At 56.9% G+C, this 24,617-nt stretch carries 21 protein-coding genes, 1 tRNA gene and 2 pseudogenes; 20 read left to right on the top strand and 4 right to left on the bottom strand.

Going from position 1 to position 24,617, the window contains the following annotated elements:
- Positions 1–130: 130 nt before the first annotated feature.
- A pseudogene (locus ACRXB1_RS04075) lies at positions 131–799 on the bottom strand (NAD(P)-dependent oxidoreductase); the annotation flags it as partial.
- 362 nt (positions 800–1,161) lie between these two features.
- On the opposite strand from ACRXB1_RS04075, the gene ACRXB1_RS04080 reads away from it, so the two are divergent.
- The 16 genes from ACRXB1_RS04080 to ACRXB1_RS04155 all read left to right on the top strand — a co-directional run bounded on the left by ACRXB1_RS04080 (position 1,162) and on the right by ACRXB1_RS04155 (position 18,606).
- Positions 1,162–2,577 (top strand): undecaprenyl-phosphate glucose phosphotransferase, encoded by a 1,416-nt coding sequence (locus tag ACRXB1_RS04080; protein ID WP_174364217.1) that lies wholly within the window; start codon positions 1,162–1,164, stop codon positions 2,575–2,577.
- 64 nt (positions 2,578–2,641) lie between these two features.
- Entirely contained in the window at positions 2,642–3,994 is a 1,353-nt protein-coding gene (locus tag ACRXB1_RS04085; protein ID WP_449491185.1) for a polysaccharide biosynthesis/export family protein, read from the top strand.
- A complete protein-coding gene (locus ACRXB1_RS04090) occupies positions 3,991–4,431 on the top strand; it encodes a low molecular weight protein-tyrosine-phosphatase (RefSeq protein WP_449491186.1) in 441 nt (146 codons plus the stop codon). The genes ACRXB1_RS04085 and ACRXB1_RS04090 overlap by 4 nt, the downstream gene beginning before the upstream one ends.
- A gap of 3 nt (positions 4,432–4,434) precedes the next feature.
- Positions 4,435–5,334 carry a Wzz/FepE/Etk N-terminal domain-containing protein gene (locus ACRXB1_RS04095; RefSeq protein ID WP_449491187.1) on the top strand — a complete coding sequence of 300 codons (900 nt, stop codon included), beginning with the start codon at positions 4,435–4,437 and terminating at the stop codon, positions 5,332–5,334.
- Complete coding sequence (locus ACRXB1_RS04100; protein ID WP_449491188.1) at positions 5,298–6,638, top strand: polysaccharide biosynthesis tyrosine autokinase; 1,341 nt, start codon at positions 5,298–5,300, stop codon at positions 6,636–6,638. Before ACRXB1_RS04095 ends, ACRXB1_RS04100 begins: the two co-directional genes overlap by 37 nt.
- Positions 6,639–6,697: 59 nt before the next feature.
- The gene (gene wecB, locus ACRXB1_RS04105) at positions 6,698–7,882 is read left to right on the top strand and encodes a non-hydrolyzing UDP-N-acetylglucosamine 2-epimerase (protein ID WP_174363393.1); all 1,185 of its coding nucleotides are present in this window, start codon (positions 6,698–6,700) and stop codon (positions 7,880–7,882) included.
- A 21-nt stretch (positions 7,883–7,903) separates the two neighbouring features.
- Complete coding sequence (gene wecC / locus ACRXB1_RS04110; RefSeq protein WP_174363392.1) at positions 7,904–9,148, top strand: UDP-N-acetyl-D-mannosamine dehydrogenase; 1,245 nt, start codon at positions 7,904–7,906, stop codon at positions 9,146–9,148.
- On the top strand, positions 9,141–10,565 hold the full coding sequence (locus ACRXB1_RS04115) for a lipopolysaccharide biosynthesis protein (RefSeq protein WP_449491189.1): 1,425 nt from the start codon (positions 9,141–9,143) through the stop codon (positions 10,563–10,565). Before wecC ends, ACRXB1_RS04115 begins: the two co-directional genes overlap by 8 nt.
- A complete protein-coding gene (locus ACRXB1_RS04120; protein ID WP_449491190.1) occupies positions 10,565–11,647 on the top strand; it encodes a glycosyltransferase in 1,083 nt (360 codons plus the stop codon). Before ACRXB1_RS04115 ends, ACRXB1_RS04120 begins: the two co-directional genes overlap by 1 nt.
- Positions 11,648–11,834: 187 nt before the next feature.
- Complete coding sequence (locus ACRXB1_RS04125; RefSeq protein ID WP_449491191.1) at positions 11,835–13,112, top strand: hypothetical protein; 1,278 nt, start codon at positions 11,835–11,837, stop codon at positions 13,110–13,112.
- Positions 13,105–14,214 carry a glycosyltransferase family 4 protein gene (locus ACRXB1_RS04130; RefSeq protein ID WP_086381416.1) on the top strand — a complete coding sequence of 370 codons (1,110 nt, stop codon included), beginning with the start codon at positions 13,105–13,107 and terminating at the stop codon, positions 14,212–14,214. Before ACRXB1_RS04125 ends, ACRXB1_RS04130 begins: the two co-directional genes overlap by 8 nt.
- 5 nt (positions 14,215–14,219) lie before the next feature.
- The gene (locus ACRXB1_RS04135; RefSeq protein WP_449491192.1) at positions 14,220–15,419 is read left to right on the top strand and encodes an aspartate-semialdehyde dehydrogenase; all 1,200 of its coding nucleotides are present in this window, start codon (positions 14,220–14,222) and stop codon (positions 15,417–15,419) included.
- The gene (locus ACRXB1_RS04140; RefSeq protein ID WP_449491193.1) at positions 15,416–16,174 is read left to right on the top strand and encodes a WecB/TagA/CpsF family glycosyltransferase; all 759 of its coding nucleotides are present in this window, start codon (positions 15,416–15,418) and stop codon (positions 16,172–16,174) included. Before ACRXB1_RS04135 ends, ACRXB1_RS04140 begins: the two co-directional genes overlap by 4 nt.
- A complete protein-coding gene (locus ACRXB1_RS04145; protein WP_449491194.1) occupies positions 16,164–17,660 on the top strand; it encodes a heparin lyase I family protein in 1,497 nt (498 codons plus the stop codon). The genes ACRXB1_RS04140 and ACRXB1_RS04145 overlap by 11 nt, the downstream gene beginning before the upstream one ends.
- A gap of 254 nt (positions 17,661–17,914) precedes the next feature.
- The gene (locus tag ACRXB1_RS04150) at positions 17,915–18,232 is read left to right on the top strand and encodes a DUF4148 domain-containing protein (RefSeq protein WP_449491195.1); all 318 of its coding nucleotides are present in this window, start codon (positions 17,915–17,917) and stop codon (positions 18,230–18,232) included.
- 203 nt (positions 18,233–18,435) lie between these two features.
- Positions 18,436–18,606: an LPXTG cell wall anchor domain-containing protein gene (locus tag ACRXB1_RS04155; RefSeq protein WP_144022087.1), complete on the top strand. Its 171-nt coding sequence runs from the start codon at positions 18,436–18,438 to the stop codon at positions 18,604–18,606.
- A gap of 64 nt (positions 18,607–18,670) precedes the next feature.
- On the opposite strand, the gene ACRXB1_RS04160 is transcribed toward ACRXB1_RS04155, so the two are convergent.
- Both ACRXB1_RS04160 and ACRXB1_RS04165 read right to left on the bottom strand, forming a co-directional pair.
- The gene (locus ACRXB1_RS04160) at positions 18,671–18,910 is read right to left on the bottom strand and encodes a hypothetical protein (RefSeq protein WP_062168541.1); all 240 of its coding nucleotides are present in this window, start codon (positions 18,908–18,910) and stop codon (positions 18,671–18,673) included.
- Between the two features lie 181 nt (positions 18,911–19,091).
- Positions 19,092–19,167, bottom strand: a tRNA-Lys gene (locus ACRXB1_RS04165).
- Between the two features lie 206 nt (positions 19,168–19,373).
- Between ACRXB1_RS04165 and ACRXB1_RS04170 the strand changes: the two genes are divergently transcribed.
- The 3 genes and pseudogenes from ACRXB1_RS04170 to ACRXB1_RS04180 all read left to right on the top strand — a co-directional run bounded on the left by ACRXB1_RS04170 (position 19,374) and on the right by ACRXB1_RS04180 (position 21,154).
- The gene (locus ACRXB1_RS04170; RefSeq protein ID WP_449491196.1) at positions 19,374–19,778 is read left to right on the top strand and encodes a PaaI family thioesterase; all 405 of its coding nucleotides are present in this window, start codon (positions 19,374–19,376) and stop codon (positions 19,776–19,778) included.
- 7 nt (positions 19,779–19,785) lie between these two features.
- A complete protein-coding gene (locus ACRXB1_RS04175; protein ID WP_062168545.1) occupies positions 19,786–20,661 on the top strand; it encodes a patatin-like phospholipase family protein in 876 nt (291 codons plus the stop codon).
- A 16-nt stretch (positions 20,662–20,677) separates the two neighbouring features.
- A pseudogene (locus ACRXB1_RS04180) lies at positions 20,678–21,154 on the top strand (OsmC family protein).
- Between the two features lies 1 nt (position 21,155).
- On the opposite strand, the gene ACRXB1_RS04185 reads toward ACRXB1_RS04180, so the two are convergent.
- On the bottom strand, positions 21,156–22,169 hold the full coding sequence (locus ACRXB1_RS04185; protein WP_449491201.1) for a D-2-hydroxyacid dehydrogenase family protein: 1,014 nt from the start codon (positions 22,167–22,169) through the stop codon (positions 21,156–21,158).
- A 503-nt stretch (positions 22,170–22,672) separates the two neighbouring features.
- Between ACRXB1_RS04185 and ACRXB1_RS04190 the strand changes: the two genes are divergently transcribed.
- Positions 22,673–24,523 (top strand): phosphoenolpyruvate carboxykinase (GTP), encoded by a 1,851-nt coding sequence (locus ACRXB1_RS04190; RefSeq protein WP_449491197.1) that lies wholly within the window; start codon positions 22,673–22,675, stop codon positions 24,521–24,523.
- Positions 24,524–24,617 lie beyond the last annotated feature (94 nt).

Consider the following 24,617-nt stretch of genomic DNA (forward strand, 5'->3'; position numbering starts at 1 on the left):
GAAGAGTTCGCTTGCGCACTACAAGAAACGTTAAAACAATGCGTGGAGGAAACTTGCAATGCGATCGATCCTTTTTTGGTTTGCGCAACGCAAATTGCCGGAGATCCCCACATTGCACACATTGATTTTAACCGTGCGAACCAAGCGCGGCGAGTGTTTCTGCATTGATCAGATGCTTCGTTCCTGCGCCGCCGGGCGTGGCGAGCACGAGGTAATCGGCCCATTCGGCCAGCGCGAGCACGGAATCAAAGTACGTATAGGCCACGTCCGGATTCGGCCGACGGTTGTGATAACCGATTTCGATATCGAACCCGAGCGCGCGTCTCGCAACCTTCTTGCCGATGTTGCCCAGCCCGACCACGCCCAGTTTCTTGCCCGAAAAGTTTGGCTGGAACGGCAGGTCGTCGCGCCATACGCCGTCGCGGCATGCGCGATCGAGCGCGGGAATCTGCCGGACCGCACCGAGCAGCAGCGCGAAGGCGTGATCGGCGACGCAATCGTCGTTTGTCCCCGCGCCGTTCACCACCACGATGCCGCGCGCCTTCGCGGCGTCCCGGTCGACATTCTCGTAACCCGCCCCCAGCGCGCCGATCAGTTCGAGCTTCGGCAATCGCGCGATAGACGATGCATCGATGCCGACAGTGCCGTTCGTCAACACGAGGCGGATTTCATCGGCGTGACGGGTCAGGGCGTCGTCCAGTGCGGATGGGTCGAGGGCCGTGATGACATTGAAAGCCTCCGAGACCGTGGCTTGGCTCTCAGGCTGGAGATGAATCAATACGAGAACGGTGGGGAGCATATTTGTAAATATGTATGGTCAAGACATGAGTTTCGCATTTTGTGACATTTTGGTCATGGCGAAAAAATGCTTCGCACCAATAGGCAATTGATGGAAATCCCTACGCCGATGTTTTTAGGAAAACTCGTGTATGCGACGGGCCACTCACGTCCGACAATCCGCTCCCGATCACGACAAACACTTCGATGAAGTCCAAATGCTTCTCGAGAAGTTCAGGCTGCGCAATTGAAGCAGTAACGGAAATATCCCGCAGTGAAGTTGCTCGATGCGGCGCTGCGTAAGGTGAGCGTCGCAAAACTCAAACGCCTCCTGGGAGTTCCTTCCATGCGGGCTACCGTCCGCTTTTTACCATCCAGAGAACCATGAGAACCGTTGCCGACATTCGTCGAAGCGCCGCCGCGCTGGAGCTGCAAGACGTGCTCGCGCGGCTGCTCGATGTCACGTTGATTGTGCTGGGCGCGACTGCTGCGTCGTTGTACGGTTTCGGCGAAGCGCAGCAGATCGCTGTGAACTGGACTTTCGTGGCGTTTGCTGTCGCCTGCGCATTGTTGTTGTTCCCTGTCTTCGGCGTGTACCGGTCCTGGCGCGGCCGCTCGAAACTCAGGCTTGCCGGACAGATTTCGATCGCATGGATTGTCGTGCAGGCTTGCGCTGTCGCGCTGATGTTCGGTTTGCATGAAATCGCAATGGTGTCGCGCCTGTGGTCCGCAGTCTGGACCATCGTCACGCTCGCGGCGCTGGTCATGTCGCGTTTTATCGTCCATACGATCCGGTCGCGGATGCGCGCGGCCGGCTACGACCTGCGAACGGTCGGCGTGATTGGCATGGGCGCGCACGGCGAAAAGGTCGTGGCCAGGATCGGGGCATCGCCCACGTCGGGCTTCCGTGCAGTCGTCAATTTCGTTCTGCAGCCGACAGTGGAACTCGCCGCACCAGGTGTGGCGAGTTGCTCGACCATCGGCGACTTCGCCTCGTACGTACGCGAAAACAATGTGCGCGAGGTCTGGGTCGCGCTTCCCATGTCCGAAGAGAAGATGCTGCGGGAGATCCTGGGTGAGTTCAGCGGTGATCTCGTGAATATCCGCTTTATCCCGGACGTTCAGAATCTCGCAATGTTCGACGGTGAAATGGTGGAGCTGATGGGCGCGCCGGCCATCAATCTCGTCGCGTCGCCGTTGTCGGGCACCGCTCTGTTGCAGAAGGCGATCTTTGACCGGCTATTTGCGATCTTCGCGCTCGTTGCCATTTCGCCTCTGATGGTCCTGATTGCTATTGCAATAAAGGTTTCGTCGAAAGGGCCGGTGTTTTTCAGGCAAACGCGAAAGGGCGCCAATGGCCAGACATTCCGGATCTTCAAGTTTCGAACAATGCGCGAGCATGCGGAAACGGCAGGCGTTGTGCAGCAAGCTACCCGCAACGACCCCCGCATCACTCCGGTGGGCAGCTTCTTGCGCCGCACGAGTCTGGACGAACTGCCGCAGTTTCTGAATGTCCTGCGCGGTGAAATGTCTGTTGTCGGGCCGCGGCCGCACGCAACGGCGCACGACGACCTGTATCAGAAGATAGTCGACGGCTACATTCACCGGTACCGCATCAAGCCTGGAATTACTGGCTGGGCGCAAGTGAACGGCTTTCGCGGAGAAACGGATCGAATCGAAAAAATGCAAGGTCGTGTCGAATACGATCTGTACTACTTGAGAAACTGGTCGATGAAGCTGGATATCCGGATTGTCATCGCAACAGTTATGAAGGGTCTGGTGCACAGGAACGCTTATTAACGCGTCTTCCCTGCATCGGACTTCCCACGAATCAACACGACTGACGAATCAACAGACAGGCAGCATGAACACGAATGGAATCCGGACGGCATATCCGACCGTACATGGCGTTGAACGGAGCGATCACAGCTCGACCGGTCTTGCCGGTGCGCCGGTTGGAACGCCGGCATCCGCGCATCCGCATCTGAAAGCTCCCTTGGCGCTTTCAATGGCCGCAATGACCTTGCTTCTCTCAGCATGCGCGGTCGCACCGGGCATGCGCATGGACAGTTCGCCCTCGATCCCTCTATATAGCGGTCCTGAACAGGCTGCGTCCGAGTGGACGGTTGCCTCCGCTGGAGAGGGTACCGAGACGGGGCGTGTCTCATCAGTACAGACCATCGCGTCGGCCGACACCGCCAGTTTGCCGACATCGGCAAATAGCGCCGAGCTTGCCGTGCCTATCAGCGACATCAATGTGGCATTGATTCAGGCGCTGCGGGTGGAAGAGGCCAAACGAAACGCGAGAGATCAACCGCGCTTGTTTTCCACCGCCGAGCCTTACACCCTCGGCACCGGCGACGTATTGCTGATCACGGTCTGGGACCATCCGGAACTTACCGCGGCGCTCGGTGCAAATACGCAGACACAGGTGCGGCCATCCGATGCACCGGCAGGTTTTGTCGTCGATCAAGCTGGGAACATCGCGTTTCCCTACGCCGGCAGGATCAACGTGACGGGGCTTCGAACCGATCAGGTGCAAGCGCAACTCGAGCGCCGTCTCGCGAGGGTTTATCGCGAGCCGCAGATCACGGTGCGCATTGCATCCTTCCGCGCGAAGAAGGTTTATATCGACGGTGAAGTCCACGCGCCGGGTGTCCAGCCAATCAATGACGTGCCCATGACGCTCTATGAAGCGATTTCGCGTGCGGGCGGATTTACGTCGGCAGCGGACCAGGGACGCATGGTGTTGCTGCGTGACGGAGTGTCGTACCCAATCAATCTGCAGCAGATGATCGACAGCCAGGCGAATCCGTCGAAGATCATGTTGAAGGACGGCGACCTGTTGCGCGTGGTATCGCGCGACGAGAACGGCGTGTTCGTGATGGGTGAGATCAACAAGCCGATGACCGCAGTGCCTTTGCGTACCGGAAAGCTGACGCTGAGCGACGCCCTCTCCCAAGCCGGCAGCGTGAACGCAAACACCGCCGACGCGACCCAGATGTACGTGATTCGTGGCGGGGACGGAAGTCAGCCGCGCGTGTTTCATCTGGACGGTCACTCACCCGTTTCGATGGTGCTCGCCAGTCAGTTCGATTTGCAGCCGAAGGACGTCGTGTACGTGGACAGCACCGGCCTTGCGCGCTTTAGCCGCGTTCTCAGCCAGTTGTTGCCGGCGATCAACGCCGGTCTGACCGCAGCGATCGTCACGCGGTGAACTTCGACGTTCTCATGGTCTGCGAAGGAAATATTTGTCGCAGCCCCATCGCCGCAGCACTGCTCGCACGCGAGTTGCCGCACCTTGACGTGCAATCCGCCGGCACGCACGCGCATGTCGGGGAGAGCGCGAACCCGGTCGCGATGCAACTCGCGGACGAGCGCGGACTGGATATCCGCACCCATGTTGCGAGGCTTATAACGTCGGCGCATGTGCGCGATGCACAACTCGTTCTGACAATGACACGCGCCCAGCGCGGATTGATCGAAATGAATTATCCGCATGCGAAGGGGAAAGTGTTTCGGCTCGGTGAATACGACGCAGTCGACATTGTCGACCCCTACATGCGCAGCCCCTTTATTTTTGAGTTGGCGATGTCACAAATCGAGCAAGGCGTTTCGCGCTGGCTCGAACCCATCGCGCGGCTATCTCACTGAGTTATGAGTTTCAACACTACCAACCCAACCGCCCCCTCAACCGCAGATGACGAAATAGATCTGTCCGAGATCGCTGCCGTTCTCTGGGAGAGCAAGCTTCTCATTTCGGTTATTGCTGCAGGCACGCTCGCGTTAGGCATTGCGTACGCGGTCCTTTCCACGCCTGTGTTTCGTGCAGACGCCATGGTTCAGGTCGACGACAACTCCGGCGTCGTCAATGACAAGCTTGGCGATCTGGCCGAACTGTTCGGCGGGAAGGCGACCGCGGACGCCGAGATCGAATTGATCCGGTCGCGCGAACTGGTCGATGACACCGTCCGTCGTCTTCATCTCGACATCACCGCAAAGCCCCGATATTTTCCGCTCGTCGGCGGGTGGATCGCGCGTGCTGCGGACCCCGATCGGCTCGCCGACCCTGTCTGGGGTCTGGGCGGTTACGCTTGGGGCGGCGAGAAGCTGGACGTCACCCAGTTCGACGTCCCTCCCTCACTCTACGATAAAAAATTCACGCTGATTGCCGGGTCCAACGGTAGCTTCGAACTCAGGGATCCCGACGGCAACGCCGTCATCAAAGGACATCTTGGACAACTGTCGACGGGCACGACGTCGAAGGGCGCAGTCAGCCTGACAGTCAATGCCCTTGTTGCGCGACCCGGCACCGCATTCAAGCTCGCCCGGGCATCGACCCAGCTTGTTACCGAGGAACTGCAAAAGAAGCTGGATATCAGCGAGAAGGTCAAGCAGTCGGGAATCGTGGCGGTCCGGCTGGACGGAACCGACAGTGTGCGGACTGCCGCCACCGTGAATACGATCGTTCGTGGTATGTTCAACGCAACGTGGGCCTCAAGTCCGGCCAGGCGCAGCAGATGCTCGGATTCCTCGGCGATCAATTGCCGGATTTGAAGTCCGGACTCGACAGCGCCGAACAACGCTACAACTCGTTTCGCAACAAAAACGGTACTGTCGACCTCGAGGCGGAGAGCCGTCTTCTGCTTCAATCCATTGTAGACGGCAAGTCGAAGATCATCGCGCTACAGCAGCAGCGCGCCGACCTGATGCAGCGCTTCACGGCGAACCATCCGTCGGTTGCATCAATCGATGCCCAGCTCGCTGACCTGCAACGGGAACAGAGTCAACTCAACGCCAGGGTCGCCACGGTGCCGAATACGCAACAGGCCGCCGGACGCCTGTTGCGCGATGTCGATGTCAACACCGGGCTCTACATGAACCTGATGACCAGCGAGCAGCAGCTTCGTGTGCTGAAGGCGGGGCAACAGGGCAATGTTCGCGTGGTCGACTACGCGGTTGTCGCAGAACAGCCAGTCAAGCCGAAGAAGCTCATTGTCGTCGGCGCGGCCGGCTTACTGGGCTTGCTTCTGGGCGTAGGAGTCGCGCTCCTCCGACGCGTGCTCAATCGCGGTCTGGAGGACACGCTCGAGGTCGAAGAGGTGGCAGGTACGCCCGTCTACGCGGTTATCTTGCGCAGTGCTCGTCAGTTAGTCTTACAGCGGTTCATACGACGCGGCGACCGAGGTCCGCATGTCCTGGCAATGTCCGCCCCGGACGATTTGGCGGTGGAGGGGATTCGGAGCCTGCGCACTGCGCTGCTATTTCACATGGGTGACGCGCCCAACAATGTGGTGATGATTGCTGGGCCGCGCTCGGACATCGGCAAGTCGTTCTTGTCCGTCAATCTCGCCGCGGTACTCGCAGCGGCCGGCAAACGCGTGCTGCTGATCGACGCCGACCTGCGTCGCGGCGACGTTCACTTCTACTTCGGAAAACGTCGCGATCCGGGCCTGCACGACGTGATGAGCGGTGCGGTCCCGATCGAAAACGCGATTCGCCGGCAAGTGCTTCCGAACCTCGATTTGCTCACTCGCGGAGCGATTTCGGCCAGCCCGTCGGAGATATTGATGAGCGACCGGCTCGGGCGGGTTATCGAGCGACTGGCTCCGCTGTATGACGTTGTGATCGTCGATACACCGCCTGTACTGGCGGCGACGGATTCGTCGGTAATCGGCATGCACGCCGGCACGACCTTGCTCGTGTTGCGTCACGGCCAACATTCCGCGACCGAGCTTCGCGAGTCGATGAGACTGCTTCGGGGCGCCGGTGTGAGCGTCAGCGGAATCGTGCTGACCGACGCACCGCAGCGGTCTGCTGCTCATGGAACGTACTCATCGTACGCGAGCGTGAAGGATTAAATACTTAACGATCTGGTCCGTTTGCGTTTCCACAGAACGGCCGATGTTTCAGGACCTATATGAATAAAAGAGTACTGCTTACGTTTGGCACCCGCCCCGAAGCCATCAAGATGGCGCCGCTCGTTGCGCGCCTGAAAGACGCAGAAGGGATTGATTGCTTCGTGTGCGTAACAGGTCAGCATCGACAGATGCTCGATCAGGTACTCGAGCTATTCCAGATCCGGGCGCACTTCGACTTGAACGTCATGAAGCCCAATCAGGATCTGTATGACATCACCACGTCCATCACGCTCGGCATGCGCGATGTCATCAAGGATTGCCGCCCGGATATCGTGCTTGTGCACGGAGATACAACGACCACAATGGCCGCCAGCCTTGCCGCGTTTTATCAGCGCATTCCAGTCGGACACGTCGAGGCGGGACTGCGAACCGGCAACCTGCTTTCGCCTTGGCCCGAAGAAGGGAACCGGAAAATGACCGGGACGCTTGCGTCCATGCATTTCGCGCCGACCGAGCGTGCACGTCAGAACCTGCTCGCGGAGAACGTTCCGGACGAGCGGATCATCGTGACGGGTAACACCGTGATTGACGCGCTCCTGCATGTCCGCCAGCTCCTTGCAACCGACGCCACCATTCGCGCTGCCGCAGAGTTGCATCTGCCGCGCCTCGCGCCGGACCGGCGCATGTTGCTCGTCACCGGGCATCGGCGGGAAAGTTTTGGTTCCGGGTTCGAGCGCATTTGTGCGGCGCTCGCTGAAATCGCGACCGCGCGTCCGGATATCGATGTTGTTTATCCCGTGCATCTGAATCCGGCGGTGCAGGAGCCCGTGACACGTCTGCTCACGGGTATCGCAAACGTCCATTTAATCAAGCCGCTTGATTACCTCCCGTTTGTCCTGCTCATGGACCGGGCTCACGTGATCCTCACCGATTCAGGCGGCGTTCAGGAAGAAGCGCCATCCCTTGGCAAGCCGGTACTGGTGATGCGCGATACGACCGAACGGCAAGAAGCCGTTGACGCCGGCGTGGTGAAGCTCGTTGGTACGGAAGTCCGGGCCATGGTGGATGGCGTGATCCGGCTGCTGGACGACCCAAGTGCATACAACGCGATGCTCCGCGGAGGCAATCCGTACGGCGACGGGCGCGCATGCGAACGCATTGTGAATGCGCTCCAGCCAGGGTGGGTCATGCACCGTCCGGTTCCCGTCGATGCAATCGCAAGCCAATTAGAACCGTCAACATAAGCAAAAGAGGCAATACAGGTCATGGAATTCAACGTTATTTCGGTCATTGGGCTCGGCTATATCGGCTTGCCTACCGCAGCGGCTTTTGCCGCGCGACGCAAGAAGGTGATTGGTGTCGACGTCAACCAGCATGCTGTCGACACCATCAACAAAGGCGCCATCCATATTGTCGAACCGGAACTCGACATGCTCGTTCATGCGGCGGTCACGCAGGGATATCTGCGCGCGACCGTAACGCCCGAGCCGGCCGATGCATTTTTGATCGCCGTCCCCACTCCGTTTCTGGAAGGATTCAAGCCGGACCTCAGCTACATTGAAGCGGCCAGCCGCGCAATTGCACCCGTGCTGCAACGGGGCAACCTGGTTGTGCTGGAATCAACGTCTCCGGTCGGCGCGACTGAGAAGATGGCTGCGTGGATGGCCGAGCTTCGGCCCGACCTGACATTCCCTCATCAGGCCGGGGAAAGTTCCGACATTCGTATTGCGCATTGTCCTGAGCGCGTGCTGCCAGGACATGTGATTCGCGAGCTCGTTGAGAACGATCGCGTGATTGGCGGCGCGACGCCGCGCTGCAGCGAAGTCGCACGCGAGCTATATCAGACATTCGTGCAAGGCGAGTGCATTCTCACCGATGCCCGCACAGCCGAAATGTGCAAGCTCACGGAAAATTCCTTCCGCGATGTGAACATTGCCTTTGCCAATGAGTTGTCCGTTATCTGCGACGAACTCGATATCAATGTGTGGGAACTGGTCCGGCTTGCGAACCGCCATCCGCGCGTGAACATTCTGCAACCAGGCCCCGGCGTTGGCGGCCATTGCATTGCAGTGGACCCGTGGTTCATTGTCGATTCGGCGCCGGAAGTTGCCCGTCTGATCCGCATGGCCCGCATAGTCAACGACGACAAGCCGCGTTACGTGCTTGATCGTGTGGAGCGCGCGGCCAAGCGGTTCAAGGAACCCGTGATCGCATGTCTTGGGTTGGCGTTCAAGGCGAATATCGATGATCTGCGGGAAAGCCCGGCGCTCGATATTGCGCGTGAACTGGGCGAGCGGTTCGATGGGCAAGTGATGGTCGTGGAGCCGAATATCAGGAAGCTTCCGGCATCGCTTGAGGGCAAGGTGCGGTTTTGTGAGCTGAACGAGGCGCTCAACGATGCGGATGTGATCGTGATCCTGGTTGACCACGTTCAGTTCAAGCGCGTTGATCCGGTAAGGCTGCAGGCGAAGGTCGTGATCGATACGCGGGGGTTGTTGTCTCGTGGGTAGGAGGGAAATTGGTCTCGTAGCTGGCTATGCGATCTCGCTCATCGGCGGCGTGTTGTCGCTGGTGCTGTACGCGCACATGCTCGGACCTGCAGACTATGGGCGCCTCGCGGTTTATCTCGCATTGGTCGAAGCACTGCAAGGCGTGCTCTTTCAGTGGCATCGCCTTGCCGTCGTGAAATTTTGGGCCGTCAACGAGAAGGCTGACTTCGCCTCATTCCTCAAAACCTATCATCTGGTTTGGCTCGGACTGGCTTGCGCGGTACTAACCGTGTTGGGGCTTGCGCATTTTATCGAAGGCAAGCCGCTTGATCCCGAGTGGCCAGCGGTGATTGCGATGGGGATAGGCAAGAGCTCAGCGTTATATGCGCAGGAGATCGCGCGCGCATCGGGCGCGAGTCTTCGGTACGCGTTCGGCGCGCTGCTCATGACTATCGGAAGCGCCGTTGCGGGAGTTGTCGCTTACCGAATGACTCATTCGATCACAGCAATAATGCTTGCCTCGACCGCGGTTTTTATTTCGAGCAGCGTTATATGCGGCTGTCGCGTTGGAATAGCCAGTACTGGCGGTCGGTTCAGCCGTCAACACGTCCGGTCGATGTTGGCCTACGGGCTTCCGCTAGTGCCCGTCTTCCTCGCAGCTACTGCGTTGACAAGACTTGACCGCCCCATTCTCGCCCAGTTCGAAGTACCTGCTGTTGTAGGCGTGTACGCGGCTGCGACAGCACTGATATCCAACATGATTGCCGCCGGTTGCCTGCTCGTTGTAACCCCTGCCTATCCATGGCTGTTGAGAGAGAAAGAGCGTCTCCCTGACATGGAGTATCGGCAGCTGCATGCGCAGGTCGGTTTATTGATGTTGGGAAGCGTCTTGGCGGTGTCCATAACGTTGTACACCGCAAGGGGGGCTTTACTCCCGTTGCTACTCGGAAAAGAGATCGGAGCGGCTGCGCAAGGGTATGTGCTTCCGCTGTTGGCGATATCGCTTATTGGCGCGTTCCGAGCACATTTCTTCGACCAAGCCTATCACTTGTTTTCGAGAACCCGTGCGTTGATGGTTATCAACTTGGTGACGCTTGCGGTCGCTGTAATAGCGATCTATCTCGGCGCTCGGTGGGGCGGTCTTCAAGGCTTGTTATGCGGGTTGTTAGTCGCGAACCTGCTTTCCATTTTGGCGAGCGCGACGGTTGCTCGATCATTTGTGAATCTGCAACAACTGGGTCGCGGATTCTCCTTGCTGGTACTTGTTTCTTTCGGCGCGAGTCTCGCAGGCGAGCTCGTCACTCGGACACTGGCGGGCGCCGTCCCTGCAGGGCAGCTAGCCAGTATCGCTTCTGGGGCGGCAGCAATACTCGTGTTCATTGTAGGAATGTATTTCACCAATGTTGGCGCGATACGCTCCATAGTGCGGAGACGCTAATGAAGTCAAATTACGATGTGGTGTTGCACATCCCGTCCCTGAAAGGCGGAGGCGCCGAGCGTGTAGCGGTCGAGATCGCGCGGTATTTCTCTGAACACGGGAAATCTACCGCTTTCTTTATTCACCATAGCCAGGTTGCCTATGATCTGCCCGGCGACGTTGACGTAATCGTTGCCCGCAAATCTGGTCATGTACAACGCGTCCTGGAATTTCGCGCCTTTCTGAAAGAAGTGCGCGTTCACACTGTCATATCGTTTCTCCCCTACGCCAATCTTATCTCTGTGCTTGCCAATGTTGGCCTGGCTGGGGGGCCCCGGCTTGTAGTCAGTGAGCATCTCTCCTATGTTGACTTTGGATCGGTCGGACCAAAAGAGCGCTTCAAGCTAGCGCTCGCTGGCTACCTTTATAAGCGAGCCGACGGAATTGTCGCTGTGTCAACGGGTGTTGCCGACGATCTTCGACAGCGTCTTTCGGCTTCCGCCGCACGCAAGGTCGTCGTTATTCACAACCCATGCTACATCCCGAACGCGGAGTCGACGCGCCTACTACACGACGGTTCCGCGCCCACCGTGCTAGCGGTGGGACGTCTGGTTAGGCAAAAAGGTTTGGATGTACTTATCACGGCGTTTTCTCTTGTCAGAAAGGACAACCACAAGGCGCAACTAGTGATTGTTGGAGAAGGTCCTGATAGAGGCGCTCTAGAGGAGCAAATTGCGCAGCTTGGGTTGAACGGAAGCGTCACGTTAAGAGGATTTTCCCGAAATATCGCGGATGAATATAAACGCGCTGACTTGTTTGTATGTTCATCACGAGCCGAAGGTTTTGGGAATGTCATCGTCGAAGCTTTGTCATTTGGCCTGCCAGTAGTTTCCACCGCGTGCAAACATGGGCCGGAGGAGATTTTAGAGGGCGGGCGCTACGGAACCTTGGTTCCAGTCGGCGACCCGATCTCGTTGTCGGCTGCAATTGTGACGGCGCTCCGGACGTCAGTCGATCCTGAAGTTCAAATAAGACGAGCCAAGGATTTTGGACTCGCGGCAATCGGACGTCGATACATGACCGTAGCTGGATTTGCAACGTGACCAACAGACCGACAGATCTCGCTTTCGATTTTATTGCTACCGTCATGCTTCGTGCAAATCCGCATTTGCGGCGATGCGCTGCGGTTCTGCTTAGACGCGGAAGCAAGGCCGCGCGGCGCGCGTCGTATTCTTTTCAGACGTTGCTTGCGCAGACAGGCCTAACGTCGGACACGCCTAAATTTTCGCAATGACTGCTCTCGCTTCTTTACCCGCTCGCTCGTCCACACGTGGCCGACTAACGCTTGGCACTATCGGTGTATGGGCCGCAGCGTTGTCATATGTTGCATTCTTTATCAGTGACACGATGCTCGCGTTGAACGATGATCGTTCACAGATGGTCAAGATTTTTGCCTTTGTCGTCCTCTTAATTGCAATTGTCTTAAGGCCACAATTTCATCGATGGATCCTCTTGTTAGGACCGGTACTATTTGTTTTGCTACTGGGTCTACTCCGGTCTTTCAATGGTGACGCCGGACTAGAAGAATTCCTTCGTTTCTTCTTTCCAATCGTCATTACCATAGCGCTCTATGCATATCGCGATCGACTTCAGACGCTCGTATCCGTCTTACTGATCGTCGTGATTAGTAATGACCTTTTTCAGTGTTACTTCTATATCGCATATTTAACGGGAATGCCGCTCTTGATTCCCGTACGTATCGATTCAGGCTTGTTCTTACGGGCTCAAGGCTGGATGGGTTTTTTTTCGGAATTCAGTTTTATCAACTTGTGCGCTTTCATGCTTTGCCGATGGCAAAGCCCGACGGAGACATCAAAAGCGAGATCGTGGGTATTCCTGCTGTTTGGGCTTCTTGGGTTTTCTTTCAAGCTATTCGCACCACTGCTGTTGTATCCGTTGATTGTTCGCAAAGGAACGCCGCGAACGTGGTTAGCTATCGCCGCTATGGTGGGTGCCGGTATCTTCCTCGTTGGAAACGGGTATCTCGATGGACTTATAGATGTTGCAGCCTCAAAAATTTCTTTCTATGTGACAGCAGGTAATTCGGCGAGAGCGGAATCCTACCGTGTCATGTTTGAGTCATTATCCAAAGGCAATCTTATTGGGGAAGGGCTCGGCTCCTTCGGCGGCCCTGCATCGGTAAAGTATGGATCGCCGCTGTACAGCGAATACCACTTCAACTGGTTCAAGCTGGGCGATATCTTAAAAACTACTGACACGTTTTACCCGCACCTCTTTGTCGAAATCGGATTTTTAGGAGCAGCCGCTTGGCTCTTATTTGTATTGCTTTACGGTCAAGGCGCAAAACGAGACGCACCATGGATCTTCATGGTTGTTACGTTCTGCTTTGACAACCTTTTTTCAATGTCTTTCTTATCTCCTTCGTACGTCTTCTCAGCGCTGCTGGTGCTGTACGTTTTATCGCGGCGCGGATCACCGTTCGACAACGGGACATCACCCAGGCTAACCCGATTGTTAAGAACAAGACTGAGGTTCCGGAATGCATGAATCGTCGCGTCAATTGCCACCGCGCGTCGCACGAGTTGTGGCCCAAATCGGTCCAGACTTATCCGCGCAGGGCGGAATTGCATCGGTCTTAAAAAGTTACTCGGACTATCGCACCGGCTTTGAAGAATTCGGGTACCACCTGATCTTTATATCGAGCGGGGGCAGCGCCACTAGTGGAAAGGCAAGAAAGTTTGTCGCGGCATGGTGCCAACTCTTTTGGCTCGCATTGCTCGGTCGCGTGGATCTGGTACACCTGCATTCGTCGATCAAAGGCTCTCTGCTCAGAAAGTCGATTCTTGCGCTGACGTGCGTTGTGCTACGCAAGAAGTACGTTATGCACATTCACAGCGGCGCTTTCGCACAATATTACGGAGCGTTGCCGGCGTTTATCCAAACGCTTGTTCGTTTCGTCATGACCCACGCGGCATGCGTGATCAGCTTATCCGAACATGCACGAAGCACGCTGATCGCAATGAACCTTGCGACGGCGGATAAATGTCGCTTGGTGTACAACGGGATTAAAGACCCATTACCTTCCGGACCAGAAGCACGGAAAGCTACGCCAAAGGTATCGATTACTTTTCTCGGAAAGCTGAGCGAATCAAAGGGGTTGGTAACGTTATTCGAAGCGCTGGCAATGTTGTCACACTCTGCACCCGCCTATGCTTTATTTGTAGGAGGCAGTGGAGATGCTTCAACTCTCGCTGATTGGATAAGCAAATACAAGCTTGACGATGTCGTGATCTACAAAGGATGGATATCCGGTGACGACAAAATTCAACTGCTTAAAGACACTAGGATTTTTGTGCTCCCTTCGTACAGCGAAGGATTTCCTGTCGCGATCGTTGAGGCAATGGCGTTCGGAGCGACCGTGGTCTCAACGCAGATCCCTGGCGTTATGGATGCAATCAGGCCTGGCCGTGACGGCTTGCTCGTTCAACCAGGTGACGTGGAGGGCTTAAGTGCGGCCCTATTGCGTTTGTTAAACGATGAAACGCTCTGCTGTGCACTGAGTGCAACTGCGAGGCAACGCTTTCTTGAATGTTTCACCATAGAACGTTCGGCTCGCCTCCTTGCATCGATTTATGATGAGGCGACGTAGTAAAGATGCTGAAACCAACTCCACTGCCGTTTGATGTGAAATCAATCGCCGACTTGTTGCTCGACCAATGCCGCGCCGAAGACTTTTCGGGCTATGACCCGTTCGACGGTCTAAATAGCACTGCGTTCGATCGGGTGGGCGGCAACAGATTTTCTCTTGCACGAATCGCTTGGCTGCAATTTCACAAGCGCAGCCCATTTAATCTGCGCAAGCTGGTAGGTGTCCCCAAAATGCGCAACCCTAAAGGTATCGCGCTGATTATCTTGGGTCTGCTGGAACGATGCCGATACGAACGAAGCGAATTCGAGCTCAATGAAGCCGTTGCTTTAGGCGATTGGCTTCTAACCCAACGCGCAGACCCCATCGTGTGGAAGCACCATGCCTGGGGTTATCACTTCGACTGGGCAGCACGCGCGTTCTATGTGCCTTGTGGAAAGCCTAACGCGATAACAACTTGTTATGTTGCAAGAGCGCTGTACGCGCTCGGTGAAATAACGGATGCACGTCGTTTTACAGATGCTGCGATCGACGCCGGATTTTTCCTTGATGGATTGCATCTTTGTGAATCTGGCGTCGATTACTATGGTTACATTCCTGGGGAAACTGCGTTTGTCCATAACGCCAGTTTGTGGGCGGCGGCGTTTGTTGCTGAGACTGCGACCCGAATCGGGGACGAGAGCATGCTTCGCCGCGCACTCCGCGTTGCACACCAGTCCGTGTCCATGCAGAGAGATGACGGGTCTTGGCCATACGGGGTGCGTTCGCATCACACGTTCGTCGACGGGTTTCATACGGGCTATAACCTTGAGGCGCTTGAATTGCTCGGCCGGACGGCAAAAACAAAAGGATTTTCAGACGCGATTGATAAAGGCCTGCATTACTATCGAGAGAATTTTTTCCTACCCGATGGTACGGTCAAGTACTACAACGACTGCGTCTGGCCCCTTGATACTCATTCGGTTGCACAGGCCGTAATTACGCTTGTCCGCATAGGTGGAACCGAAAAGGACTTTGCAATTGCGGAACGCGTTCTAACTAGGGCTCACGCATCCCTTTATCTGCCGGATCAGGAAAGGTTCATTTATCAAAAGGGACGCTGGGTAACAAATAGCGTTAATTATTTGCGTTGGACTCAGGCATGGGCGTTCTACGCGCTCAGCGTTTATGCAGTGAGCCTTGAAACCAGACCAAACGAAATCGAATGAACCGTATTGAATTTTTTTCTTGTCCTTTAGACGTCGCGACTATGGATGAGACAGTCGAGTGGATAGGATCACGAGTATCGAAGGGACAATTTACTCAACATGTTGTGGTCAACGTCGCAAAGCTGGTTCATATGCAGACAGACGCAGAATTGGCTGCATCGGTTCGCGCGTGTGACATTGTCAATATCGACGGAATGGGCGTCGTTTGGGGCGCAAGGTTTATGGGTTTGCCGGTGCGCGAACGCGTTGCAGGCGTGGACCTTTTCGAAAATCTCCTGCGTATGGCAGCGGATGAAGGTTTCCCGGTATTCCTACTTGGCGCTACAGAGACGGTTGTCGCACAGGCCGCAGCCGTAGTATCTGAGCGATACCCAAGGCTGATAATTGCCGGGCATCACCACGGCTACTTTTGGGATGACGAACGAAGCGTGGTCGACATGGTTCGACGCTCTGGCGCGCGACTTCTCTTCGTTGCAATCACATCTCCCAAAAAAGAAAACTTTATTAACCGATGGAAAGATAGTTTAGGTGTCGATTTTGTAATGGGAGTTGGCGGGACTTTTGACGTTGTCGCCGGAAAAGTGAACCGTGCTCCGCGATGGATGCAGCAATCAGGTTTGGAGTGGGCCTATCGCGTGACACAAGAACCCAGGCGTATGTGGCGACGTTATTTCATAACGAATAACAAGTTTGCAGCAATGTTGATCAAGAAGCGAATTACTTCGATTTTTAACGGGAGGGTGAGTGGGAAATAAGCTGACTTCGCTTAGTCTTGTATTCGCGTGTATTCTTTTATGGGGAACGTCGTCGGATGCTGATACAAACCTCGGCCAGTATGTGCCCACATATCAGAGTGCGTGGAGCAACGGGATTGACACCCGATTGACGATTCAAGCGCCGCACTCAAATTCAATATCGACGGTCGCAATGACTGCTTTTGGCGGGTCTGCGCTGAAAACGACAATGCAACTATCTGACTTCACGAATCAATCGCCTCCTGTTGCACCGCGCGTCGAACTGGTTTTTGCTCCGGTTGCACGTTTCGCTATTGGCAATGAATATCAAGTGCGTTGGTCGACAATGATTCCGGCCAACTACCAACTGGATTCCCAGCAGCCGGAAATCATCACGCAACTTCACCAGAGTAGTGACCAAGGATCACCGCCTTTCGCGCTAATGTTGAATGGCCAGCAATACCAGGTCGACGTCCGCGGGGGGGCAGGAACTCCCAGTCGGTCATTTGAGTTTGGTGCGCCAGCTACCGATGAAGGCAAAGTTGTTACATGGCTTCTCAATTATCGCCCGGATGACACGGGCACTTCCTCGGTAACGGATCTTTATAAAGATGGCGTGCTTGTCGTACATTCGATTGGTTATCCGAATGCTTATCCGGGGGAGCAGAATGGATACCTGAAGATTGGCGTCTACAAATGGTGGTGGCTTACACGACCATCCGACGTCACACAACGCACGATGTACTATGGGGACGTACAAATCAGCGGGCGTCCGGCGGGTCAAGATTTAGCGGTCAATTGGACTGATCCGCAGATGAACGCTTTGGCGAGTACGTATGACACAAGCTACGCGTTCGACTGGCAGACTGGCATCGATCCATCAATAAGTATACAACGCAGTAATCCAGCGGACATTTCGCTGGTGAGCGATCCGGTGGTCAGCGGGCGCAAGGTCGTACGTGTTAGCGTTTCTCCCGGCGAAAGCTTCGGGTCTGCGCCAATCGGAATACCGCAAGCGCAACTAGCGCTACAAAAGCCGCTTTCTTTTTCGCAAGGAAAGGACTACTTAGTTAGATGGAGCACTTTTCTCCCGGCTATTTTTCCGGCGAATTCAAGTCAGATAGTTGCGCAGATTCACCAGGGGCTATCGAGTGGCTTGCCGCCGATCGCACTCTCAATTGTCGGGGCTAACTACACTTTTTCCGAGCTTGGCGGAAGCCCGATCAAGCAAACACTTGCAGCGCAGTTTTGCTGTTCGACTGCTGACCAGGGTAAATGGGTTAACTGGGCGCTTCGGTATGTACCTGACTCGTCTGGAGACCATGCGCAGACGCAGCTTTGGAAGGATGGAGTGTCGGTCTATGCATCCCGGGGACAGCCTAATGCTTATCCTGGGGACAATTCGGCGTATTTGACGCTAGGAGTAAATATGCCGGGCGGATGGCCGACGAACGCATCGACTCCGGTAACTATACTTTTTGGTCCTGTTTCAGCCGGGCAGCATTGAGTCGGCCGGGGTAAGCGTAGCGTTGCTGACCCGCGCCGTTTGCTCGGTCAACGGAAGGTTTTGCTACTGGAGGCGCAACCTGATCGACTGAGGGCCAGCAGCGCTTAGCTCTGGATTTACAGGGTTTACCCCCAATCCCACAATAATCTCTTGCGCACTCAGCGCTTAATTTTCAGACCCCGCCTACCTACACTTGTGAATATAGAACGCGAGCAGGGTCGCTCGCGGCAAAACAAAAGTCGGAGGTAAGCATCATGAAATCGCTCATTCAAGCCGTTGTTGTAGCCGCAGTCCTCGCTGTCCCGGCAGTATCGTTTGCTCAGTCGAGCCAGCCTCTCACACGCGCTCAAGTGAAGGCCGAGCTGGTCCAGATCGAAGCCGCTGGTTATAACCCCGCGACGGCGAACGACTACGATTACCCCGCGAACATCCAGGCCGCAGAAGCACGTGTGGCCGCGCAAAACGCTGCAAAGACGAGCTACGGCGGCGTGTCGAATGGCGCGTCCGCTTCCGGTTCGAATGTTCATACGGCAACCGGCGACAGCGTCCGCTCGGTCTACATGGGCCAGTAATTCGGTCACCGATCGCTGGGAAGCGTTCGACAGGATTTCACACATTGAAGTCCTGCAAATTAGGTCCTGACACAGAACCTCCTCCAACGGGTTATCCCGGTGGATTTGCCCAGCTTCACTGTCTGGGCTTTTTTACGCCAGTCTCGCATTTCAAATCGCGTGACCTAAACTGTATTGACGGCGTGAAACACAAGGAGGCGGCCATGACGCAATCGATGATTGGCTTCGTTATCGGACTGGCTGTCATGATCGGTGCAGCGGGCATGCTTGGGCGGCGTTACAGGCGGGATCATCCGGAGAATCCGGACAGCGCCGTGCGCATGCGCGAGTGGCTCGACACACATCATATGAGCTGGCTGCACCACAAGCACTGAAGCGTTTTCCAAGATAAAAAGCCCGCACATTGCGGGCTTTTTGGTTGTTCTTCGTACTTAATGATTACGAGCGGCTGAGCGGTTTCGGATTGCGCGGCGGCTTTCGTCCGTCCGCCTCGGCCTTCCCGCATTCAATAGCGAAGCGGCACGCATCATCCGGTTCGTTGAAGTAGCCAAGCACGCCGGACGCCCAGCGCGCGCCGTCGGGCTTGGTCACGATGATCATCGATGCAAAGCTCCCGCGCTCGCCCGCAGCAAGCGGCATCAGGACGTGGTCGTTGTAACTTATTGGAATGGCATGCATTCGGCCTCCCGCTGAACTGAACCATGAATTGCAAGCGTGTAATTCTGGGGCGCGTGGCGGGCCGCCATTGTGAGAAATTGCAAAAAAGAGAAACAGGGCGTGCGCGCCGATTATTCTTCTGATGGAAACGCAATCCAAAACAAAAAGCCGGTTAGCTTGCGCTAACCGGCTTTTGAATTCTTGGTGGGGCGTGACAGATTCGAACTGTCGACCTACGGATTAAGAGTCCGCTGCTCTACCAGCTGAGCTAACGCCCCGGAAAAACTGAATCCGAATTATAGCGACGTTTTCTCGGGTTATGCAACTGTCGGTGCGCCAGAATCCGAAATTCTCTCCCAATGACGCTGCAAAGCAGCATCGAACATGGCGTATCGGTTCATCGAACGTCTCAAAAAACGATGGCGGGAACCGTTATCATGGCGTTCCTGCGGCGAACGGCCGTGCTAAAAAACACCTCGGCATCATGGACCATTCCGCTATTCGCGCCTTGCTCGATTCCACCTTCGCGCCGTGGATCCGCGATCTGGGTTTATCGCCGGAAAGCGTTTCGGACGCGAGCGTCACGCTGCGCTTGCCGCACGCTGACAAACTGCGCCACGCGGGCGGCGTGATCTGCGGCCAGGTCTTCATGGCTGCGGCGGACACCGCCATGATCGTCGCCATCTCCCACGCGCTTGGCGGTTTCCAGCCTATGACCACTGTTTCCCTGACCACGAGTTTCCTGCGCCCGGTGAAATCCGGCGATGTCCTGGTCACCGCAACCATCTTGCGTCGCGGGCGCAATCTGGTTTTCGGCGAAATCGAACTCCACGATGAAACCGGCGCGCTCGCCGCGCACGCCACCACCACTGTCATGCTCATCGCCTAAAAAACCCATGTTCGATCAAGTCGTATTCGCCGGCGGCGGCAACCGCTGCTGGTGGCAAGCCGGTTTCTGGGACGTCGTCCAGCCGGAACTCAAGCTGCGTCCGCGCGTCATCACCAGCATTTCGGCTGGCGCGGCGACCGCGTGCATGCTGTACACGAATCACTCGGAATGGGTGATGGACTACTACTCGCACGTGCTGCGCGACAATTCGAAGAACGCGTATTGGGGCAATTTGCTGCGCGGGGAATCGGTGTTCCCGCACTATCGGATATACCGGCAGGCGTTGCTGGATATCTATGGCGCCGAGTTTGCATCGCTGAAGGATGCGCCGGAGATTCGTATCGGCGTGTCGCATTTGCCGCGCTGGCTCGGCGCACGGAGCGCCGTGGCGGCGGGGCTGATTGCCTATAACATCGAAAAATACGTGCGCAAGAAGCTGCATCCGACGCTCGGGCAAGCGCTGGGTTTCCATCCGGAATTCGTGCGCGCGCAAGAGTGCGCGACGGTCGAGGATCTCGCCGATCTGATCCTGCAGTCGTCGAGCACGCCGCCTTTTACGCCGGTATTGCGGCGCAACGGCCGGCCCGTTCTGGATGGCGGCATGGTCGATAACGTGCCGGTAGGTGCGCTGGATGCATCGCCGGGACTGGTGCTGGTGATGGTGACGCGCGTGTATCCGCGCCCGCGCATGTTCGTGGTGGAGCACGGCGAGAACCGCGACCAGCGCCGCGTCTATGTGCAGCCGTCGCGGAAGGTGCCGATTTCATCGTGGGACTATACGAGTCCGGCGCTGATGCGGCCCGCGTACGATCTCGGCCGCGCCGATGGCGAGCAATTTCTCATGCGTTTGCCCGAGGTGCTGAGCGCGGCGGCGCAACTCTGAACGGGAGCTTCATCATATGGCCAAACAACATAAGTACACGCTGCAAGTTGCCTGGACCGGCGATCAGGGTTCAGGCACGTCGAGCTACGACGCCTATTAGCGCGATCATCTGATCCGTTCCGCAAACAAGCCGGCCATTGAAGGATCGAGCGATCCGGCGTTTCGCGGCGACGCCACGCGCCACAATCCGGAAGAGCTGTTCGTGGCATCACTTTCGTCGTGCCACGTGCTCTGGTACCTGCACCTTTGCTCGGTGAACGGCATCGTGGTGACGGGTTATCTGGATGATCCCATCGGCACAATGGAAGAAATGAAGCAGGGAAGCGGCCGTTTCACAGATGTCGTGTTGCGCCCGCAAGTGTCGATTGGCGCAGGCGGCGACGTGAAGCTGGCCGAGCGTTTGCACGAAGAAGCGCATGCGTTCTGCTTCCTCGCGAACTCGGTCAACTTCCCCGTCCGATGCGAGCCGTCCATCGGAATATCGACGATCTGAGTTATCGCCGGCGGCCGCCCACCAGCGCTTCGGGATTGGCGACGCTCGAGGTGTCTCCGGCATCGAAGGCGAGGATGTTCTTGAACGCCGCCGAGAAATACAGCTCGTAGCTTTCGCGCTCCACATAGCCAATGTGCGGCGTGCAAATCACGTTTTCCATGCGCAGCAGGCTGTAACCCTGCAGGATCGGCTCGCTTTCATAGACATCGATAGCGACCATCCCCGGCCGATTGTGATGCAGCGCGTTGAGCAACGCGTTTTCCTCGAGCAACTCGGCGCGGCTCGTGTTCACGAACAGCGCGGTCGGCTTCATGCGCATCAAATCGGCGGCGGTGACGATGCCGCGGGTTTCGTCGTTGAGACGCAGATGCAGCGACAGCACGTCGCTTTGCTCGAACAGCGCCTCGCGGCTTTCCGCGACCTCGACGCCGTCCGCGCGCGCGGTCGCCTGCGAGTTCTCCCGGCCCCACATCATCACCTTCATGCCGAACGCCTTGCCGTAACCTGCAAGCAACTGGCCGATCTTCCCGTATCCCCAGATGCCGAGTGTCTGGCCGCGCAGGACTTGTCCGAGACCGAAGTTCGGCGGCAACGCGGACGTTTTCAGCCCGGACTGCTGCCACGCGCCTTGTTTCAGGTTCGCGACGTACTGCGGTATGCGCCGCTGCGCCGCCATGATCAGCGCCCACGTGAGCTCCGCCGGCGCGATGGGCGAGCCCGAGCCTTCCAGCACGGCGATACCGCGCTCAGTACAGGCGTCAAGTTCGATATGACCACCCACCTTGCCGGTCTGGCTGATCATGCGTAGGCGCGGCAGTTTATCGAGCAATTGCGAACTGATCCGGGTGCGCTCCCGGATCAAAACCAGGGCTTCGACTTCCGAGAGTCTGCTAGCCAACTGTCCGAGCCCGCGCACCGTGTTATTGAATACTTTGACTTCATGATCTGCGAGCAGATTGAAGCAATCAAGCTTACGAACGGCGTCTTGGTAGTCGTCGAGGATGGCAATTTTAATTGGCATGGATTGGCTTTTGATGGGCATCAAACGTGCTGCAGAAATTCGAAGATGGACAGGAAACGACGAGCTAAGTTCGGGTAATTACGTACAAATTCGCCGAAATGTGGGCATCGTGTCTTGCTAAGCTGCTGGTGTTACTGCTTTTTTCACTACCCGCCAGCAGGCGATTGAACAAATATTGAAAGCATCTTTGAAAGCGAAACGTGCAGTTTGGCCACTTGGCCAGCCGCTCTTTGCGCTTTCAGCATCGCACAAGCCGGACCACCGGCAATCGATGGAGACATTCCTATCTCTTTTTAACAGTTTGTTCCGTGCCGACGCAAGCCGCGATTCAGACGGCAGTCGTCGCCAGACCAGTCAACTCCCGACGCATGCCTTGGTTTGTGTCGCCGTCCGTGCGTGAGTTCCGCCGCACGTGTTTCCGGCGACGCGAAATGCGCCTCTCGCGAGCAGCGCCGGCGAGTTGCAACCGTTTTCTCTATCAGAACGGAGTGTGCTCGATGAACCAGCCCGCAGTTGTGGACCAAAACCTGACCGGTGATGCCGCGCCGGCCTATGTCAAGAACCGGAAACTCATCGACTGGGTGGAGCAGGTCGCGGCGCTGACCAGGCCGGACCGGATTGAATGGTGCGACGGGTCGGAGGCGGAATACGATCGGCTATCGCAACAAATGGTCGATGCCGGCACGCTCAAACGCCTCAACCCGGCCAGGCGGCCGAACTCTTATCTGGCGTGCTCCGATCCGTCCGATGTCGCCCGTGTCGAGGACCGCACTTACATCTGTTCGGCGCGCCCTGAGGAAGCGGGTCCCACGAACAACTGGATCGACCCGAAGGAGATGCGCGGCACGCTGAACGGCCTGTTCGATGGCTGCATGCGTGGCCGCACCATGTACGTCGTCCCGTTTTCGATGGGACCGCTCGGCTCACCGATCGCGCATATTGGCGTGGAGCTGACCGACAGCCCCTATGTGGTCACGAACATGCGCATCATGACGCGCATGGGCAGCGCGGTGTACGGCGTACTGGACTCGGACGGCGAGTTCGTGCCGTGCGTGCATTCGGTCGGCGCGCCGTTGCAGGCTGGACAGAAGGACGTTCCGTGGCCTTGCAACGACACGAAATACATCGTCCATTTTCCGGAAAGCCGCGAGATCTGGAGCTTCGGTTCGGGGTACGGCGGCAACGCGCTGCTGGGGAAGAAATGCTTCGCGCTGCGAATTGCATCGACGATGGGCCGCGACGAAGGCTGGCTTGCCGAGCACATGTTGATCCTCGGGGTGACGTCGCCGGAAGGACGTAAATATCACGTTGCGGCGGCGTTTCCGTCGGCCTGCGGCAAGACCAACTTTGCCATGCTGATCCCGCCGCAGGATATGTCGGGCTGGAAGGTATCGACCATTGGCGACGACATTGCGTGGATCAAACCCGGCCGCGACGGCCGCCTCTACGCGATCAACCCCGAAGCCGGTTATTTCGGCGTGGCCCCGGGCACGAGCGAAAAGACCAACTTCAACGCCATGGCGATGCTCAAGGAAAACGTCATCTTCACCAACGTGGCGCTCACGGACGACGGCGATATCTGGTGGGAAGGCATGACCGACACGCCGCCCGCGCATCTGATCGACTGGCAGGGCAAGGACTGGACGCCCGAATCCGGCACGAAAGCCGCGCATCCGAACGCGCGCTTCACGGCGCCGGCGTCGCAGTGTCCATCGATTGATGCCGATTGGGAAAATCCAGCGGGCGTGGCTATCGATGCGTTCATCTTCGGCGGCCGCCGTTCAGACACCGTGCCGCTCGTCACCGAGGCGCGCGACTGGAACGAGGGCGTCTACATGGCCGCGACCATGGGCTCGGAAACCACGGCCGCCGCAGCCGGTCAGCAAGGTGTGGTGCGGCGCGATCCCTTCGCCATGCTGCCGTTTTGCGGCTACAACATGAGCGAGTACTTCGGGCACTGGCTGAAGATGGGCGAACGGCTGGAGCAGCTCGACGCGAAGTTGCCGAAGTTTTTCTGCGTCAACTGGTTCCGCAAAGCCGCGGATGGCAAATTCGTGTGGCCGGGTTTCGGCGACAACATGCGCGTGCTGACGTGGATCGTTGGGCGTCTGGAGGGCACAGCGAACGGCGAAGAACATGCGGTCGGACTTTCGCCGCGTTACGAAGACATCGACTGGGGCGAGCTCGACTTTTCGCGTGAACAATTCGAGCGCGTGATCTCCGTGGAGGGCGCTGCGTGGCGTGAAGAGTTGCAACTACACGACGAATTGTTCGAAAAACTTGCGCAGGGGCTTCCTTCAAAACTCGCTGAAACCAAGCGTGGGATTGAAGAGCGGCTCTCGGCGTAATATTCGTCAGACGGGATTAGTGACGGAACTAAACATAATCAATGACGGCGCGCCGTGAGGTCGGCGCGCCGTCATTCACCCGCTCTACTGCGTC

This window comes from Caballeronia sp. M23-90 (genome assembly GCF_053574605.1).

What these genes read in the sequence shown, in the direction of transcription:
- ACRXB1_RS04080 (WP_174364217.1), top strand. Translation starts at nt 1,162, where the DNA reads ATGAGAACCGTTGCCGACATTCGTCGAAGCGCCGCCGCGCTGGAGCTG.
- ACRXB1_RS04085 (WP_449491185.1), top strand. Translation starts at nt 2,642, where the DNA reads ATGAACACGAATGGAATCCGGACGGCATATCCGACCGTACATGGCGTT.
- ACRXB1_RS04095 (WP_449491187.1), top strand. Translation starts at nt 4,435, where the DNA reads ATGAGTTTCAACACTACCAACCCAACCGCCCCCTCAACCGCAGATGAC.
- ACRXB1_RS04100 (WP_449491188.1), top strand. Translation starts at nt 5,298, where the DNA reads ATGCTCGGATTCCTCGGCGATCAATTGCCGGATTTGAAGTCCGGACTC.
- wecB (WP_174363393.1), top strand. Translation starts at nt 6,698, where the DNA reads ATGAATAAAAGAGTACTGCTTACGTTTGGCACCCGCCCCGAAGCCATC.
- wecC (WP_174363392.1), top strand. Translation starts at nt 7,904, where the DNA reads ATGGAATTCAACGTTATTTCGGTCATTGGGCTCGGCTATATCGGCTTG.
- ACRXB1_RS04120 (WP_449491190.1), top strand. Translation starts at nt 10,565, where the DNA reads ATGAAGTCAAATTACGATGTGGTGTTGCACATCCCGTCCCTGAAAGGC.
- ACRXB1_RS04125 (WP_449491191.1), top strand. Translation starts at nt 11,835, where the DNA reads ATGACTGCTCTCGCTTCTTTACCCGCTCGCTCGTCCACACGTGGCCGA.
- ACRXB1_RS04130 (WP_086381416.1), top strand. Translation starts at nt 13,105, where the DNA reads ATGCATGAATCGTCGCGTCAATTGCCACCGCGCGTCGCACGAGTTGTG.
- ACRXB1_RS04135 (WP_449491192.1), top strand. Translation starts at nt 14,220, where the DNA reads ATGCTGAAACCAACTCCACTGCCGTTTGATGTGAAATCAATCGCCGAC.
- ACRXB1_RS04140 (WP_449491193.1), top strand. Translation starts at nt 15,416, where the DNA reads ATGAACCGTATTGAATTTTTTTCTTGTCCTTTAGACGTCGCGACTATG.
- ACRXB1_RS04150 (WP_449491195.1), top strand. Translation starts at nt 17,915, where the DNA reads ATGAAATCGCTCATTCAAGCCGTTGTTGTAGCCGCAGTCCTCGCTGTC.
- ACRXB1_RS04155 (WP_144022087.1), top strand. Translation starts at nt 18,436, where the DNA reads ATGACGCAATCGATGATTGGCTTCGTTATCGGACTGGCTGTCATGATC.
- ACRXB1_RS04160 (WP_062168541.1), bottom strand. Translation starts at nt 18,910, where the DNA reads ATGCATGCCATTCCAATAAGTTACAACGACCACGTCCTGATGCCGCTT.
- ACRXB1_RS04170 (WP_449491196.1), top strand. Translation starts at nt 19,374, where the DNA reads ATGGACCATTCCGCTATTCGCGCCTTGCTCGATTCCACCTTCGCGCCG.
- ACRXB1_RS04175 (WP_062168545.1), top strand. Translation starts at nt 19,786, where the DNA reads ATGTTCGATCAAGTCGTATTCGCCGGCGGCGGCAACCGCTGCTGGTGG.
- ACRXB1_RS04190 (WP_449491197.1), top strand. Translation starts at nt 22,673, where the DNA reads ATGAACCAGCCCGCAGTTGTGGACCAAAACCTGACCGGTGATGCCGCG.